Annotated in this window: 15 protein-coding genes; all 15 read left to right on the top strand. The window is 36.2% G+C overall.

Annotation, left to right across the window (positions count from 1 at the left end):
* Positions 1 to 3 precede the first annotated feature (3 nt).
* The 15 genes from uvrA (at position 4) to hisIE (ending at position 15,339) form a co-directional block, all read left to right on the top strand.
* Positions 4 to 2,880 (top strand): excinuclease ABC subunit UvrA, encoded by a 2,877-nt coding sequence (uvrA, locus tag NYE52_RS17720; RefSeq protein WP_341194261.1) that lies wholly within the window; start codon positions 4 to 6, stop codon positions 2,878 to 2,880.
* A gap of 457 nt (positions 2,881 to 3,337) precedes the next feature.
* On the top strand, positions 3,338 to 4,465 hold the full coding sequence (locus NYE52_RS17715) for a DUF4097 family beta strand repeat-containing protein (protein ID WP_341194260.1): 1,128 nt from the start codon (positions 3,338 to 3,340) through the stop codon (positions 4,463 to 4,465).
* Positions 4,466 to 4,713: 248 nt separating this feature from the next.
* Positions 4,714 to 5,070 (top strand): phage holin family protein, encoded by a 357-nt coding sequence (locus NYE52_RS17710; RefSeq protein ID WP_341194259.1) that lies wholly within the window; start codon positions 4,714 to 4,716, stop codon positions 5,068 to 5,070.
* Between the two features lie 330 nt (positions 5,071 to 5,400).
* On the top strand, positions 5,401 to 6,330 hold the full coding sequence (gene hprK, locus NYE52_RS17705) for an HPr(Ser) kinase/phosphatase (RefSeq protein ID WP_341194258.1): 930 nt from the start codon (positions 5,401 to 5,403) through the stop codon (positions 6,328 to 6,330).
* Between the two features lie 94 nt (positions 6,331 to 6,424).
* Complete coding sequence (gene lgt, locus NYE52_RS17700) at positions 6,425 to 7,237, top strand: prolipoprotein diacylglyceryl transferase (RefSeq protein ID WP_341194257.1); 813 nt, start codon at positions 6,425 to 6,427, stop codon at positions 7,235 to 7,237.
* A 22-nt stretch (positions 7,238 to 7,259) separates the two neighbouring features.
* Positions 7,260 to 7,913, top strand: a complete 654-nt coding sequence (gene ppaX / locus NYE52_RS17695) for a pyrophosphatase PpaX (RefSeq protein WP_341194256.1) — start codon at positions 7,260 to 7,262, stop codon at positions 7,911 to 7,913.
* On the top strand, positions 7,910 to 8,443 hold the full coding sequence (locus NYE52_RS17690) for an acyltransferase (RefSeq protein WP_341194255.1): 534 nt from the start codon (positions 7,910 to 7,912) through the stop codon (positions 8,441 to 8,443). Before ppaX ends, NYE52_RS17690 begins: the two co-directional genes overlap by 4 nt.
* Before the next feature lie 240 nt (positions 8,444 to 8,683).
* Complete coding sequence (locus NYE52_RS17685) at positions 8,684 to 9,868, top strand: ATP phosphoribosyltransferase regulatory subunit (RefSeq protein WP_341194254.1); 1,185 nt, start codon at positions 8,684 to 8,686, stop codon at positions 9,866 to 9,868.
* Positions 9,865 to 10,509, top strand: a complete 645-nt coding sequence (hisG, locus tag NYE52_RS17680) for an ATP phosphoribosyltransferase (protein ID WP_341194253.1) — start codon at positions 9,865 to 9,867, stop codon at positions 10,507 to 10,509. The genes NYE52_RS17685 and hisG overlap by 4 nt, the downstream gene beginning before the upstream one ends.
* Positions 10,510 to 10,528: 19 nt before the next feature.
* Positions 10,529 to 11,794: a histidinol dehydrogenase gene (gene hisD / locus NYE52_RS17675; protein WP_341194252.1), complete on the top strand. Its 1,266-nt coding sequence runs from the start codon at positions 10,529 to 10,531 to the stop codon at positions 11,792 to 11,794.
* A gap of 158 nt (positions 11,795 to 11,952) precedes the next feature.
* Positions 11,953 to 12,540, top strand: a complete 588-nt coding sequence (gene hisB / locus NYE52_RS17670; RefSeq protein WP_341194251.1) for an imidazoleglycerol-phosphate dehydratase HisB — start codon at positions 11,953 to 11,955, stop codon at positions 12,538 to 12,540.
* Positions 12,541 to 13,164: an imidazole glycerol phosphate synthase subunit HisH gene (gene hisH / locus NYE52_RS17665; protein ID WP_341194250.1), complete on the top strand. Its 624-nt coding sequence runs from the start codon at positions 12,541 to 12,543 to the stop codon at positions 13,162 to 13,164.
* Positions 13,165 to 13,170: 6 nt separating this feature from the next.
* Positions 13,171 to 13,899 carry a 1-(5-phosphoribosyl)-5-[(5-phosphoribosylamino)methylideneamino]imidazole-4-carboxamide isomerase gene (hisA, locus tag NYE52_RS17660; RefSeq protein ID WP_341194249.1) on the top strand — a complete coding sequence of 243 codons (729 nt, stop codon included), beginning with the start codon at positions 13,171 to 13,173 and terminating at the stop codon, positions 13,897 to 13,899.
* Between the two features lie 49 nt (positions 13,900 to 13,948).
* Entirely contained in the window at positions 13,949 to 14,707 is a 759-nt protein-coding gene (gene hisF, locus NYE52_RS17655) for an imidazole glycerol phosphate synthase subunit HisF (RefSeq protein ID WP_341194248.1), read from the top strand.
* Positions 14,704 to 15,339 (top strand): bifunctional phosphoribosyl-AMP cyclohydrolase/phosphoribosyl-ATP diphosphatase HisIE, encoded by a 636-nt coding sequence (hisIE, locus tag NYE52_RS17650; RefSeq protein ID WP_341194247.1) that lies wholly within the window; start codon positions 14,704 to 14,706, stop codon positions 15,337 to 15,339. The genes hisF and hisIE overlap by 4 nt, the downstream gene beginning before the upstream one ends.
* Positions 15,340 to 15,623 lie beyond the last annotated feature (284 nt).

Here is a 15,623-nt window from a genome sequence, read left to right as displayed (position 1 = left end):
ATAATGGCAATGGATAAACTTATTGTAAAAGGGGCAAGAGCGAATAATTTAAAAAATATAGATATAACTATTCCAAGAGATCAATTAGTAGTCATTACTGGTTTATCTGGTTCCGGGAAATCTTCCCTCGCTTTTGATACCATTTATGCAGAAGGACAAAGAAGATATGTTGAATCTTTATCTGCATACGCACGACAGTTTTTAGGGCAAATGGATAAGCCGGATGTGGATTCGATTGAAGGGTTATCCCCTGCTATTTCTATTGATCAGAAAACAACTAGCCGAAATCCACGCTCTACGGTTGGTACAGTAACTGAAATTTATGATTATTTAAGATTATTATTTGCAAGGGTAGGAAGACCAACTTGCCCTCAGCATGGTATCGAAATATCTTCCCAAACAATTGAGCAGATGGTTGACCGCATTCTAGAATATCCGGAAAGAACAAGACTTCAAGTACTTGCACCAGTTGTATCAGGTCGCAAAGGCTCTCATGTAAAAGTGCTCGAAGATGTGAAAAAACAGGGGTATGTTCGATTACGAATCGATGGCGAAATGTTTGAAATTGGTGATGATATTACCTTAGATAAAAATAAAAAACACAATATTGAAGTAGTAATTGATCGCCTTGTTGTAAAAGAAGGGGTTGCTGCAAGAATGGCAGATTCCCTTGAATCTGCTTTGCAATTTGGAAATGGAAAAGTGATTATCGATGTTATTGGTCAGGAAGAGTTGCTATTTAGCGAACATCATGCTTGTCCGATTTGTGGATTCTCTATCGGAGAATTAGAACCAAGACTATTTTCCTTCAACAGTCCATTTGGAGCATGTCCTGATTGTGATGGTCTTGGAAATAAACTAGTAGTAGATGTTGATTTAATCATTCCTAATTGGGATTTGACTCTAAAAGAAAATGCGATTGCTCCATGGGAATCGATTAGCTCTCAATACTATCCACAGCTCCTTGAAAGTGTATGTAATCATTATGGCATTGATATGAATATACCAGTCAAGGCAATACCTAAAGATTTAATGGATAAGATTCTTTATGGATCAGGAAAAGAATATATCCATTTTCGATATGAAAATGACTTTGGGCAGGTCAGGGAAAATGATATCCAATTTGAAGGTGTTATAAGAAATGTCGAAAGAAGATTTAAGGAGACAAGCTCTGATTATATACGAGAGCAAATGCAAAAATACATGGCTGAACAGCCTTGTCGTACATGTAAAGGCTATCGTTTAAAGAAAGAAGCGTTAGCTGTATTAATTAATGGCCAGCATATTGGAAAAATCACGGAAAAATCAGTTGTTGAATGCTATCAATTTATGGAGCAGGTTGATTTAACTGAAAAAGAAAAACAGATTGCTAACTTGATTCTTAGAGAAATAAAAGAGAGAGTTGGATTTTTAATAAATGTTGGTTTAGATTATCTTACTTTAAGTCGAGCAGCAGGGACCTTATCTGGTGGAGAAGCGCAAAGAATTCGTTTGGCAACACAAATAGGTTCAAGACTTACTGGTGTGCTCTATATTCTAGATGAACCTTCTATTGGTCTTCATCAAAGAGATAATGATAAATTAATTGAGACATTGAGACAAATGAGAGACATTGGAAATACATTGATTGTTGTAGAGCATGATGAAGATACAATGATGGCAGCAGATTATTTAATCGATGTAGGTCCTGGTGCTGGGGTCCATGGAGGAGAAATTATTTCAGTTGGAACACCAGAGGAAGTAATGAATGATCCACAATCGATAACAGGTCAATATTTATCAGGAAAAAAATTCATTCCACTTCCATTAGAGAGAAAACAAAGTGATGGCAGATTTATTGAAATAACTGGTGCAAAAGAGAATAACTTAAAAAATGTAAATGTTAAAATACCACTTGGAATGTTTATCGCTGTTACAGGCGTTTCTGGTTCTGGGAAAAGTACGTTAATTAATGAGATTCTCCATAAAGGCTTAGCACAAAAACTTAACCGTGCAAAGGCAAAGCCAGGTCAGCATAAAGAAATTAAGGGAATAGAGCAATTAGAAAAGGTTATTGATATTGATCAGTCTCCAATTGGACGAACACCTAGATCTAATCCGGCAACTTACACTGGAGTTTTTGATGATATACGTGATGTTTTTGCAACGACAAATGAAGCAAAAGTACGTGGATATAAAAAAGGACGTTTTAGTTTTAATGTAAAGGGCGGAAGATGTGAAGCCTGCCGAGGTGATGGAATCATTAAAATCGAAATGCATTTCCTTCCAGATGTTTATGTTCCATGTGAAGTATGTCACGGGAAACGATATAATCGAGAAACCCTGGAAGTAAAATATAAAGGGAAAAACATTTCAGATGTATTGGAAATGACAGTGGAAGATGGTGTAGCTTTCTTTGAAAATATACCGAAGATTCATCGCAAACTTCAAACGATTGTTGATGTTGGCTTAGGATATATTAAGCTTGGACAGCCAGCAACAACCTTATCAGGTGGGGAAGCACAAAGGGTGAAATTGGCTTCTGAATTACACCGCCGATCCACTGGGAAGTCTTTTTATATTTTAGATGAACCGACTACTGGCTTGCATGTTGATGATATTTCTAGATTATTGACAGTACTTCAACGATTAGTCGAAAATGGTGATACAGTACTAGTTATTGAACATAATCTCGATGTAATAAAGACTACAGATTATGTGATCGATTTAGGTCCAGAAGGTGGAGATAAAGGTGGTACCATTTTAGGAGCAGGTACACCGGAGGATATTGCAAATCTTAAAGAATCCTATACTGGGAAATATTTAAAGCCAATCTTAGAGAGAGATCGACAAAGAATGAAGGATTATATAGAAGAAGCAGAAAAGATTGCTACAACTTAATATAGAAAAAAGGGATGGGGAAAGTAGAAGAGTCGGTTATTATATGGTAAAATCCGACTTCCTACAAAATGACCTTATCCCTTTTTTTATTCAGGAGAATTCTTCTGAAATGATAAATAATGACATAAAATAAAAAGGATTCTTAAGTAAAGTTCATAGATAAATAAAAGTATTGAAACTTTTCAGAGGGATAATTCGTATTAGAATGAAGAAACGAAAATTTTGAATACTATTTGCTTGAGATTCTAAATGGATGGTAGTAAAGATTAATGGGCTCTATTCAAAAACGAAAGTAACATGCCGACAGCATTGCTATCTCAACGATTCTTACTAAATAATATCTTTATATATACAGCAAATCATTTAAATAATTCACATAGTATCATTAATGCATTCCTTGTATGTAATGTATGTCTAATTATTAGCGTATTAATTTATTTTTTGAGGAGGATTTAACGTGGCTGACGAGAAAAAACGGATTTTAGAATTAGTGGAAAGTGGAAAATTGACAGTAGATGAAGCGTTAAAGCTAATGGAAAAGGTCGATGAAGTGAATGAAAAGAAGTCACTAAATGAGGAAGAACAAAAGATTTTAGAGGATTTTCAAGAAGAGGCAAAGTTCCACGAAAAGAAGAAAGAATCGAATCCAAATTATGGATTTAACTTTCAGGCAGCAAAAGATAAGCTTTTTGACTTCGTTGATACAACGATAAAGAAAGTAAAAGAAGTAGACCTTGATTTAAATTTTGGCCATTTTGAAGAAGTATCTCATATTTTTCAATATAATAATATTTCACCAAAAAAGCTCGACATAGATATTCCAAATGGAGAAGTAGAGCTTATTCCATGGGATCAAGAAGAAGTGAGTATTGAGTGCAAAGCAAAGGTATATCGAGTGAATTCTTTAGAAGAAGCAAAAAAGGTATTTTTAAAGGAAGTACAAGTGAATGTCGATGATGAACAATTAGTAGTTAAAACAAATCATAAATGGATGAAGGTAAAAACTAAAGTTTACATCCCACAAACTTCTTATGAATCGGCAATCATTCGACTATTTAATGGACCGATTACAACATTTGATGTAAAAGCGGAAAAATTGTATGCTAAAACGGCTAATGGTAAAATAACGCTAAATGCTGGTGAAAATAAAAAGGTAGAAGCGGATGCTGCGAACGGCAGTATTAAAGTAGAAAAAGGAAATATAGAAAAGCTTGATGCCGAAACGATTAATGGATCGATTTCAGTGGATGGTTACTTTAATAAAGTAGATTTACAATCTTTTAATGGAAGTATTTCATGTACCAATCATGCTGAGACTTGTGAAGTGCTAGAACTCCAAGGAACAACAGGAAGTATTGAAGTAAGCTTGCCAGAAACCGTAGCGATTAGCGGGGAATTAAAAACGAACTTTGGCGGATTTAATGTAGAGTTAGATGGTATACAAATAATAGAAGAGAAAAGTGAAGTTCTTCAAAAAACGCTACAATTTAAATCGATACAAACGAGTGATCATCATACAAAAATGGAAGCAAACACGAAAACTGGCTCGATTAAAGTAAAAAAAATAGAAAAAGTTAGTAATTAATGATAGAAGAAACCGATAAACTAAATAATCGTTAGATGGCGAGAGAATAAAAGATTATACAAATGCTAATTATATCTTCTATCGTATTTATCCCACTTTAAAACTTCAGTAAGATTCTCCCCTCTTTACTAATGAGAATTTGAAGGAGATAGGGGGAAATCAACTAACCATCAGTGGGGATAATAAAGTCCCACTGATGGAAGTTTTATTTTATCGGTTTCTACTATGCAAGATGAGGAGTAATTGGAATGAGATGGATAATAGGGATACTGATTAATGCTATTTTCTTCGTGGCATTAGCCGGGTTATTTCAGAATCATTTTTATTTATCAGGGATAGGTGCTGCCATTGGAGCAAGTGCTGTGTTATCTTTGCTAAATATTATTGTAAAACCAATATTAATTTTATTAACATTACCTGTAACAATATTATCGCTAGGTCTATTTTTATTTGTGATTAACGCAATCACATTGTCGCTAACAGACAGATTGATGGGGAGCAGTTTTGAAATATCTAGTTTTGGGATGTGCTTACTTTTTAGCATTTTACTTTCACTATGTAATATCATTGTTCAAAATACAGTTCTTCGAGGAGAAAAAAGGTGATTTGCTGCTTAGTAAAGGTGGGGAAACTATTTCCCTTCTTTACAGGCAGTTTTTTTCTGTTCAAAATTCATGGAAAGCAAGTAGAAAAAGGGCATCATGGACGTTTGTATCAGTATAGCTTCTTATACTCTCTACCTATTTCCATTAGGGGTATGTAAACAATTCTATCTAAGTAGTCTTGTTTTCCTAATATTTTGATTGAATTCTAGCATATATTTATCGTTTAATGCTAAAATAAGGTGAATATAGAAATCTAAATAATGACTAAAATTAAACAGTTTTATTCTGTTTATAAAAACTAACAGCAGTGACCTTTAAAGGAGGAGCTTCATGGCGGCAAAAGTATTAATAAAAGATGTTATTGAAGAGTTTGATTTAGAAATTGTAAGTGGTGAAGAAGGAATTAATCGACCGATTACGGTTAGTGATATATCAAGACCAGGTCTTGAAATGGCTGGCTATTTTAACTACTATCCAGCAGAGCGTGTTCAGTTGTTAGGGAAGACCGAATTATCTTTTGCTGAACGTTTAAGTGATGAAGATAGAGCAAACCGATTATCGAAATTATGCAGTGATACGACTCCAGGAATTATCATTACTCGTAATATGGAAGTTCCTCCACAATTAATGGAGGCATCAGAGGAGTTGGCAGTTCCAGTATTACGATCTAAACATAAAACATCTCTTTTTTCGAGTAGACTGACAAATTTCTTGGAAAGAAAATTAGCTCCTACAACAGCTGTTCATGGTGTCCTAGTTGATATTTATGGTGTTGGGGTTTTAATTACAGGAAAAAGTGGTGTTGGTAAAAGTGAAACAGCTCTAGAGCTTGTTAAGCGTGGTCACCGTCTAGTTGCTGATGATTGTGTGGAAATTCGTCAAGAAGATGAGAATTTAATTGTTGGAAGTTCACCAGAGTTAATAGAGCATTTATTAGAAATTCGCGGATTAGGCATTATTAATGTCATGACTTTATTTGGAGCTGGTGCTGTTCGTACCCATAAGAAAATTTCTTTGGTTATGTCTTTGGAATTATGGGAGCAAAACAAGCAATATGATCGTTTAGGCTTAGATGAAGAAAAAATGAAAATAATTGATACAGAAGTGACAAAGCTTACGATTCCAGTTCGACCTGGTCGAAACTTAGCTGTTATTATTGAAGTAGCTGCAATGAATTTCCGTTTAAAACGAATGGGTGTAAATGCAGCAGAACAATTTACGAATAAATTAAATAATGTTATTTCTGATGAAAGAAATTAAAGAGATAACAATAAAATGGGAACTAAAGGTAAGAGAGAATTAGTCTATTTATCAAGCCTTTAAGAGAAATCCCTGGGAAATAGGAGGAAATCTGATGGAAGATATACGACCAATCGATCCAATTGCTTTTTCATTAGGACCAATTGATGTCAGATGGTATGGACTTATTATCGGTTCTGGTTTAATTTTGGCTCTTATTCTTGCAATGCGAGAAGGAAATAGAAGAGGATTAGGAAAAGATGACTTTCCAGATTTAATGTTATGGGCAATTCCAATCTCCATTATATGTGCGAGAATTTATTATGTCCTTTTTGAATGGGGCTATTATAAGGATCACCTAGGGGATATTCCGAAAATCTGGAATGGAGGAATCGCCATCCATGGTGCATTAATTGGGGCAATAGTTACTACCTATATTTTTACAAAGAAAAAAGGCATTTCCTTCTGGAAAATGGCCGATATAGCAGCACCTAGTATTATCCTCGGACAAGCAATTGGTCGTTGGGGAAACTTTATGAACCAAGAGGCACATGGTGGGGAAGTTACACGTTCCTTTTTAGAAGGTCTGCATTTGCCAACCTTTATTATTGATCAGATGTATATTAATGGAACTTACTATCATCCAACTTTTTTATATGAATCATTATGGAATATCGTTGGATTCGTGATTTTACTAGCTTTACGTAAAGTGAACTTACGGAGAGGAGAAATCTTCTTATCGTATGTTATTTGGTATTCGATTGGAAGATTCTTTATAGAAGGTATGAGAACAGACAGCTTAATGATTGGTGATTTGCGAATGGCTCAATTAATTTCTTTAGCCTTAATTGTATTTTCAGTGGTCGCAATTACTTATAGAAGAAAAGCCAGATTTGCAAGTGAACGCTATTTAGATACAAATGGTTAATGGTAGAAAGGGATGTTTGAGGTTGACTGGAAAAATTAATACGGCATTATTTGATTTAGATGGAACGCTAATTAATACGAATGAATTAATTATTTCCTCTTACTTACATACGCTTAATCATTATTACCCAGGAAAATATGGGCGTGAAGATGTGATTCCTTTCATGGGACCACCATTATTAGAAACATTTGAAACCATTGATAAAATACGGGCACAGGAAATGATGACAATGTATCGAGCATATAATATTGAAAATCATGATAATATTGTTACGATTTTTGATGGTGTATATGATGCAATCAAGGAATTGAAGGAAAGAGGCTTTAAACTTGCGATTGTATCAACTAAGCTGTCTGATGTGGTGGAAATGGGCTTGAAATTAACGAAGCTAGATGCGTTTTTTGATGTAGTTGTGGCTTTAGATCATGTGGAAAATGCAAAGCCAGATCCAGAGCCAGTCCTTCTTGCGCTCGAGAAATTGAAAGCATCACCATCAGAAGCAATTATGGTTGGAGATAATAAGCATGATATTTTGTCAGGAAAAAATGCAGGTACATTAACAGCGGGGGTTGCATGGACACTTAAAGGAAAGGAATTTTTGCAGGAATATAATCCTGATTATATTTTTGATAATATGAAAGATATCCTTTCTATTCCTGAAGTCCAATCGTTATGAGAAAGACGACAAGATATCCAGTTAGTGGACCGAATTCTTTATGGCATGTTTATAAAACGGTTCCCTTTTTAAAGGTAATAAAGAATTTTATCGTTATCCAAATAGCAAGATATATGCCCTTTTTAAAAATGAAGAACTGGATGTACCGTAAGCTTTTGAAAATGAAGGTTGGAGATCACACTTCCTTTGCTTTGATGGTAATGCTTGATATTATGTTTCCTGAAAAAATTAAAGTTGGAAGGAATAGTGTGATAGGATACAATACAACGATTCTTGCCCATGAATATTTAATAGAGGAGTACAGGCTGGGAGAAATTGAAATTGGAGATGAAGTAATGATTGGTGCCAATTCAACGATTCTCCCTGGTGTGAAAATTGGGGATCATGCCATTATATCGGCAGGAACCCTTGTACATAAGGATGTCCCTGCAGGAAGCTTTGTTGGCGGAAATCCAATGCAAGTTATTTATACAGCAGAACAAATGGAAGAGCGCAGAAAAAACGAACCTTCTTATGTATTAGATGAGTAAATAGAAGATAGCCTATCTGTCCGTTATTCCAAGATTGATAATCTTTGGAGTAATGAATGGATAGGTTTTTTTGAAAATATCTGAATTAATAAAAAATAAGGTGGTTAAGTGAATTTTCTTTTAAATTTGAACTTTTCCCTTGACCTAACATAAGACGAAGAGTACACTAAAAACAACTCTTTAATTTGGTAGTATATTAGCGAACTAAAGCATTCGGAATTTTAAAACATGAGGTGAATGATGAGCAGCTTATTTATGTTTGAAAAGCCATTAGGTATGAGAGATACATTGCCAGCTATTTATGAAAGAAAATATAAGGTAAAACACAAAATGGACGCAGAGATAAAGAAATGGGGCTACCAATTTATTGAAACCCCAACATTGGAATATTATGAAACAGTTGGTACGGCGTCTGCTATTTTAGATCAACAGCTTTTTAAATTATTAGATCAGCAAGGACATACGCTTGTTCTTCGTCCAGATATGACAGCTCCAATAGCTAGGGTGGCTGCATCTAAACTACTAACAGAAGACATGCCATTGCGACTTGCCTATAATGCATCCGTTTTTCGTGCACAGCAACGAGAGGGTGGAAGACCGGCTGAATTTGAGCAGATAGGTGTTGAATATATTGGTGATAAAACAATTAGTGCGGATGGAGAAGGAATTTCTTTACTCGTTTCCACACTTCAACAAGCAGGTGTAAAAGATTATCAAGTATCAGTAGGCCATATTGGTTTTGTGCAGGCTTTTTTCCAACAAATCCTTGGAACGAAAGAAAGAGCAGATAGTCTAACGAAATATTTATATGAGAAAAATTATGTTGGGTATCGACAGCATGTGGAACAGCTTGCTTTATCAAGCATTGATAAGCAGCGTTTAACTGACTTCTTAAAGCTTAGAGGCAGAGAAGAAGTGATTGGGTTTGCTTATCAATTAATGGAAGGAAACCAAGGTATAAAAGCAATAGATGACTTAAAGCAGCTTTGGGAAATCCTTGTTGATTATGAAGTGGCGGATAGAGTGACATTTGATTTATCCCTTGTTAGTCATATGAGTTACTATACTGGTATTGTGTATGAGGTATATGCGGAGGGTGTAGGTTTTCCAATTGGTAGCGGAGGACGTTATGATCTCTTATTAGAGAAATTCGGAAAAAGAACAGGGGCAACTGGTTTTGCTATTCGTGTTGATCGATTATTAGAGGCTTTGGGAAATGTGAAAAAAACAACAACTACTCAGTGCATTTTATTTAGTAATGAACGCAGAAAAGAAGCATTCCAATTGGCTCAGGAGAAACGACAAGCAGGAATCCATGTCATTACGCAAGATATTAACGGAGTGAAAGATGTGGATGCTTGTACGAAGCAATACAGTGAAATTACGTTATTAGTTGGGAAAAAAGGAATGGAGGTTGTCAAATGAACGATATGCTAACTATCGCCATGCCAAAGGGAAGAATTTTCGAAGAGGCAGCTGACTTATTAAGAGATGCAGGCTTTCGTTTACCAGCTGAATTTGATGACTCTCGGAAATTAATCATTGATGTGGAGGAAGAAAATTTTCGCTTTATCTTGGCAAAACCAATGGATGTGCCAACGTATGTGGAACATGGTGTAGCAGACTTAGGGATTGCTGGAAAAGATGTCATGCTAGAAGAAGAAAGAGATGTTTATGAGCTGCTAGACTTACATATTAGTGCTTGTTATTTGGCAGTAGCTGGTCTTCCAAATACAGAGCTTAATGAGATTGCACCAAGGATTGCAACGAAGTATCCGAATGTAGCAGCAGCTTATTTTCGTGAGCAAGGGTCTCAAGTAGAAATCATTAAGCTGAATGGTTCTATTGAGCTTGCACCTATTATTGGGTTGACCGATCGGATTGTAGATATTGTTTCAACTGGAAAAACATTGGTTGAAAATGGACTCGTAGAATATGAAAGAATTGTAGATATAACTTCAAGATTAATCGTTAATCCTGCCAGTTATCGATTAAAAGATGGGCGAATAAGTGAATTAGTAGAAAGACTTCAACAAGTAGTAAGGGCGAAGCTGCTATTGAAATAACGAGAAAGGGGATTTCAAGATGAGGATTGTGACAGAAATAGAGAATATTAGCTTAAAACGTTCTGTTGATGCAGGGACAGTTGAGCAGCGTAAAGCCGTCATCGACATAATAGAAAACGTAAAACAAAGTGGTGATCAAGCACTTATCGAATATACAAAAAAATGGGATGGAGCAAAGCTATCAAGTCTTCTTGTAAAGGAAGAAGAGATAGCAGTTGCCTACGATAATGTGGAAAAGGACATGGTTTCTATTATCAAGGAGGCAGCTGCAAACATTAAAGAATACCATCAAAAGCAACTGAAAACTTCATGGAATTTCACACAAGAAAATGGATCAATCCTTGGTCAAAGAATTCTGCCTTTAGATTCAGTTGGAGTGTATGTACCAGGCGGAACGGCAGCCTATCCTTCCTCTGTCTTAATGAATGTGATTCCGGCAATTGTTGCAGGAGTAAATCGGATTGTTATGGTATCTCCGCCTAATGAAAACGGAACACTACCTCCTGCAGTATTAGTAGCGGCTGATATTGCTGGAGTGAAGGAAATTTACAAAGTTGGTGGAGCACAGGGAATTGCTGCTTTAGCATACGGAACAGAATCTATTGAAAAGGTCGACAAGGTTGTTGGTCCTGGAAATATCTTTGTTGCCCTTGCTAAAAGAGAAGTATTTGGAGATGTTGCTATTGATATGATAGCAGGTCCAAGTGAAATCGCGATTATTGCGGATAATACTGCTAGCGCAAAAGAAATAGCAGCAGATTTATTATCACAGGCAGAGCATGATGAAAGAGCTTCCTCTGTACTTGTGACGACTTCACGAGAACTAGCTGAAGAGGTTTCGCATGAAGTAGAGATACAGTTAAGTACTTTGCCACGAAAAGAAATAGCAAAAAAATCAATTGAAAAATATGGATTAATTGTCGTAGTAGAAACACTTGAAAAAGCGGCAACAGTTATTAATACAATTGCCCCAGAACATTTAGAAATAATCACTGAAAATCCGTCTGATATCCTAGAAAATATTCGACATGCAGGGTCTATTTTTTTAGGAAGATATAGTTCAGAGCCAGTTGGAGATTACTTCGCTGGAACTAACCATGTATTGCCAACAAACGGTACAGCAAGATTCTCCAATCCATTAAATGTAGATGATTTTCAAAAAAAATCCAGTGTCATCCAATACAGTGAAGTAGCATTTCGAGAAAATGCTCACAAAATAGCCAAATTTGCTAGATTAGAAGGACTAGAAGCACACGCAAGAGCGATAGAAGCACGAGATTTGTAAGTGAAAAGTTGTCGCCAAGTAGAAATCAAGGGACTTTATTGAATAGCTGAAATTTAATTCAAAATAAGTAGACAATCTTAATAAATTTGCAGGTCATAGCAACGTATTTTACAAAAAATCCATAAATTTATGAACCTACATAACAGGAGGAAGGAAAAATGGGAAGAACCGCTGCAATCAATAGAAAAACAGGAGAAACTAACATTCAGTTATCTTTCAATGTAGACGGGGAAGGAGTTTCCGAAATCGATACTGGCGTGCCATTTATGAATCATATGCTAGATTTATTTACAAAACACGGTCAATTTAATTTGACAGTACAAGCGAATGGCGATATTGAGGTAGATGATCATCATACTACGGAAGACATCGGGATATGTCTTGGAATGGCGCTGAAGGATGCTCTTGGTGATAAAAAGGGCATTAAACGATATGGAAATAGCTTTGTGCCAATGGATGATACATTAGCCCAAGTTGTAATCGATTTAAGTAATAGACCACATCTAGAATTTCGTGCGGAATTTCCAAGTGATAAGGTAGGAACCTTTGATACAGAACTTGTACATGAATTCCTTTGGAAATTCGCATTAGAAGCTAGAATGAATCTTCACGTTATTTTACATTACGGACAAAATACGCATCATATGATTGAAGCAATATTTAAAGCGATGGCTCGTGCCTTAGACGAAGCAACGACGATTGACCCTAGAATCAAGGGGATTCCTTCGACGAAAGGAATGCTGTAAATGATCGGGATTATTGATTATGGAATGGGAAATCTGTTCAGTGTTAGTAAAGCGTTGGAACGATTAAATGCTCCTTATTTTATTTCTGAAGACAAAGAAGCGTTGTTACAAGCAGATGCGTTAATTCTTCCTGGTGTAGGTGCGTTTAAAGATGCGATGGCAAAATTAAAAGAAACAGGCTTATCTGAGATGATTGAGGCATTTGTTGATAGCGGCAAACCTTTATTAGGAATATGTCTAGGAATGCAGCTATTGTTTGAGTCAAGTGAGGAGCATGGCTTTAGTGAAGGATTGAAGTTATTGCCAGGAAAAGTGGTTCGTTTTTCTGGAATCACAGAAGATGGTTCGCCATATAAAGTACCTCATATGGGTTGGAATAAGCTTCATTTTAAGAAGGATTCATTGATAACACCGAATATGGACGATGATTTTGTATATTTTGTGCACTCTTATTATGCAGATACCAAAGAGGAAGTAACCATTGCGAGCTGTACCTATGATAAAGAGGTTCCGGCAGTGGTAGGAAGAAACAATGTATATGGCATGCAGTTTCATCCAGAGAAGAGTAGTAAATTGGGTATACATCTATTAAGCAACTTTGCTAATTTAATACAGGAAGGATGAACCTACATGACTTTTACTTTATACCCTGCTATTGATATGCGGGGCGGAAAATGTGTCCGTCTGCTTCAAGGAGACTATGAAAAAGAAACAATCTATGGAGATTCTCCGTTTGATATGGCAAAAAGCTTTGTGGAGCAGGGTGCTAGCTGGATACATATGGTTGATTTAGATGGTGCGAAGGATGGTAGGAGAGTAAATGACCAATTCGTTATTGATGCAGCCAAAAAATTAGGTGCTCAAGTACAAATTGGGGGAGGAATTAGGCAAGAAGGAGATATTGTCCATTATTTAGAAAATGGTGTAACACGAGTCATAATCGGCAGTATAGCTGTTTCCAATCCAGAATTTGCGATGGAGATGATTCGCAAATATGGAAAGGGAATCGCCATTGGAATCGACGCGAAAAACGGTTTTGTTGCAACACATGGCTGGCTGTCTACTTCTGAGGTGAAAGCTGTCGAGCTCGGAAAACGTTTTGCAGATGCCGGAGCGGAAACCTTTATTTTTACGGATATTGCAACAGATGGCATGCTAAGTGGTCCAAATGTGGACGCAATCGAAGAAATGGCTATGATTACCAAAAAAGAAGTAATTGCATCAGGTGGGGTAAGTAGTATTGAGGATCTTAACCGACTTAAGGAAATTCACGCTAAAGGTGTCGGTGGTGCAATCATTGGTAAAGCCTTATATGAAAGAAGATTTACATTAGAAGAAGCTTTAGCGCAAATGAACTGACAAAGTCGAAGGAACTTTTCAACAAGCTCATTGTGAGAGGGGTTTTATTATGTTAACCAAGCGGATTATTCCATGTTTGGATGTAAAAGACGGACGTGTTGTAAAAGGAATTCAGTTTGTTCAATTAAGAGATGCTGGAGATCCAGTTGAGTTAGCTCGCTTTTATGATGAACAAGGAGCAGATGAACTCGTATTTCTCGATATTTCTGCATCCCAGGAAGGACGAAAAACGATGGTAGAGGTCGTCAAGGAAGTTGCGTCCCAGCTTGCTATTCCTTTTACTGTTGGTGGGGGCATCCATTCCTTAGAGGATATGAAAAAGATCCTTCGGGCAGGTGCAGATAAGGTATCTTTAAATACAGCAGCAGTGTTAAATCCTACTTTAATTGAAGAGGGCGCTAATTTTTTTGGCTCTCAATGTATTGTCGTTGCGATTGATGCAAAATATGATACTGAACTTGGCTCATGGCGTGTTTACACACATGGCGGAAGAAATCCAGTAGATAAAGATGTTATTACATGGGCAAAAGAAGTTGTAGCACTTGGGGCTGGTGAAATCTTATTAACTAGCATGGATTCGGATGGAGAGAAAAATGGCTTTAATCTAGCATTGACAAAAGCGGTAAGTGAGGCGGTTTCTGTTCCGGTAATTGCTTCAGGGGGAGCTGGCAATGCTGAGCATTTTGAAGAAGCGTTTAAAGAGGGAAAAGCAGATGCTGCTCTAGCTGCCTCAATTTTTCACTATAAAGAAACATCCGTTCGCGAAGTAAAGGAATATTTGAAGGAAAAGGGAGTGCTTGTTAGATGAATGTCGAGGAATTGAAGTTTGATGAAAAAGGATTAATTCCTGCTATTGTACAAAATGCTACGACAAAAGAAGTGTTAACACTTGCATATATGAATAAGGAATCCTTAGAAAAATCCTTGCAAACAGGAGAGACTTGGTTTTATAGTCGTTCACGACAAGAGCTTTGGCATAAAGGAGCAACAAGCGGAAATACACAGCAAATTGTCGAGATTAAATATGACTGCGATCAAGATGCGTTAGTAGTATTCATTAAGCCAAATGGTCCTGCTTGCCATAATGGAACAACAAGCTGTTTTGTAGAAAGCATCTACCAAAACAAAGAAACAACTTCTCCAGATTATCAGATACTAGCTAATTTAGAGAAGGTTATCGAAGAAAGAGATAATAATCGCCCTGAAGGTACATATACAACATATTTATTTGAAAAAGGAGTAGATAAGATTCTGAAGAAAGTCGGTGAAGAAGCAGCAGAAGTTATTATTGCTGCGAAAAATCGCGATGCAGAGGAATTGAAGTGGGAAGCATCTGATCTTCTTTATCACTTATTTGTCTTATTAAGAGAGCAAAAACTTCCATTTTCAGAGATTTTAAATGTACTAGAAGCACGTCATGAAGAGAAGCAAGGAAAGTAAAGAAAAAGGTAGACGGTTCATTCGGTGAAAAAGAATGGGTCTTCTACCTTTTTCTTTTGTATGGTTACCCCAACTAGTGTTATTCAGGCTGCTTTGTTTTCTAAAAAAACCTTTTATTCTAAGTAATTATCTATTTAATATCAGCTATTTCTTATCAAAAAATTATTTGCTGCTAAATCGCACACTTTTTTTCCAAAAAAGGATTGACTCTTCTCCGAAATGAACTTAGTATGGTATAATTGTTTAGTTAACAAGAACCATTTATTTTAGCATGTTATTTACCT

It is taken from the genome of Niallia sp. FSL W8-0635, assembly GCF_038007965.1.
In the GTDB taxonomy this organism is placed as follows: domain Bacteria; phylum Bacillota; class Bacilli; order Bacillales; family Cytobacillaceae; genus Niallia.
The sequence above is the reverse complement of the archived record's forward strand: the minus strand, read 5'-3'. Positions and strand labels throughout refer to the sequence as shown.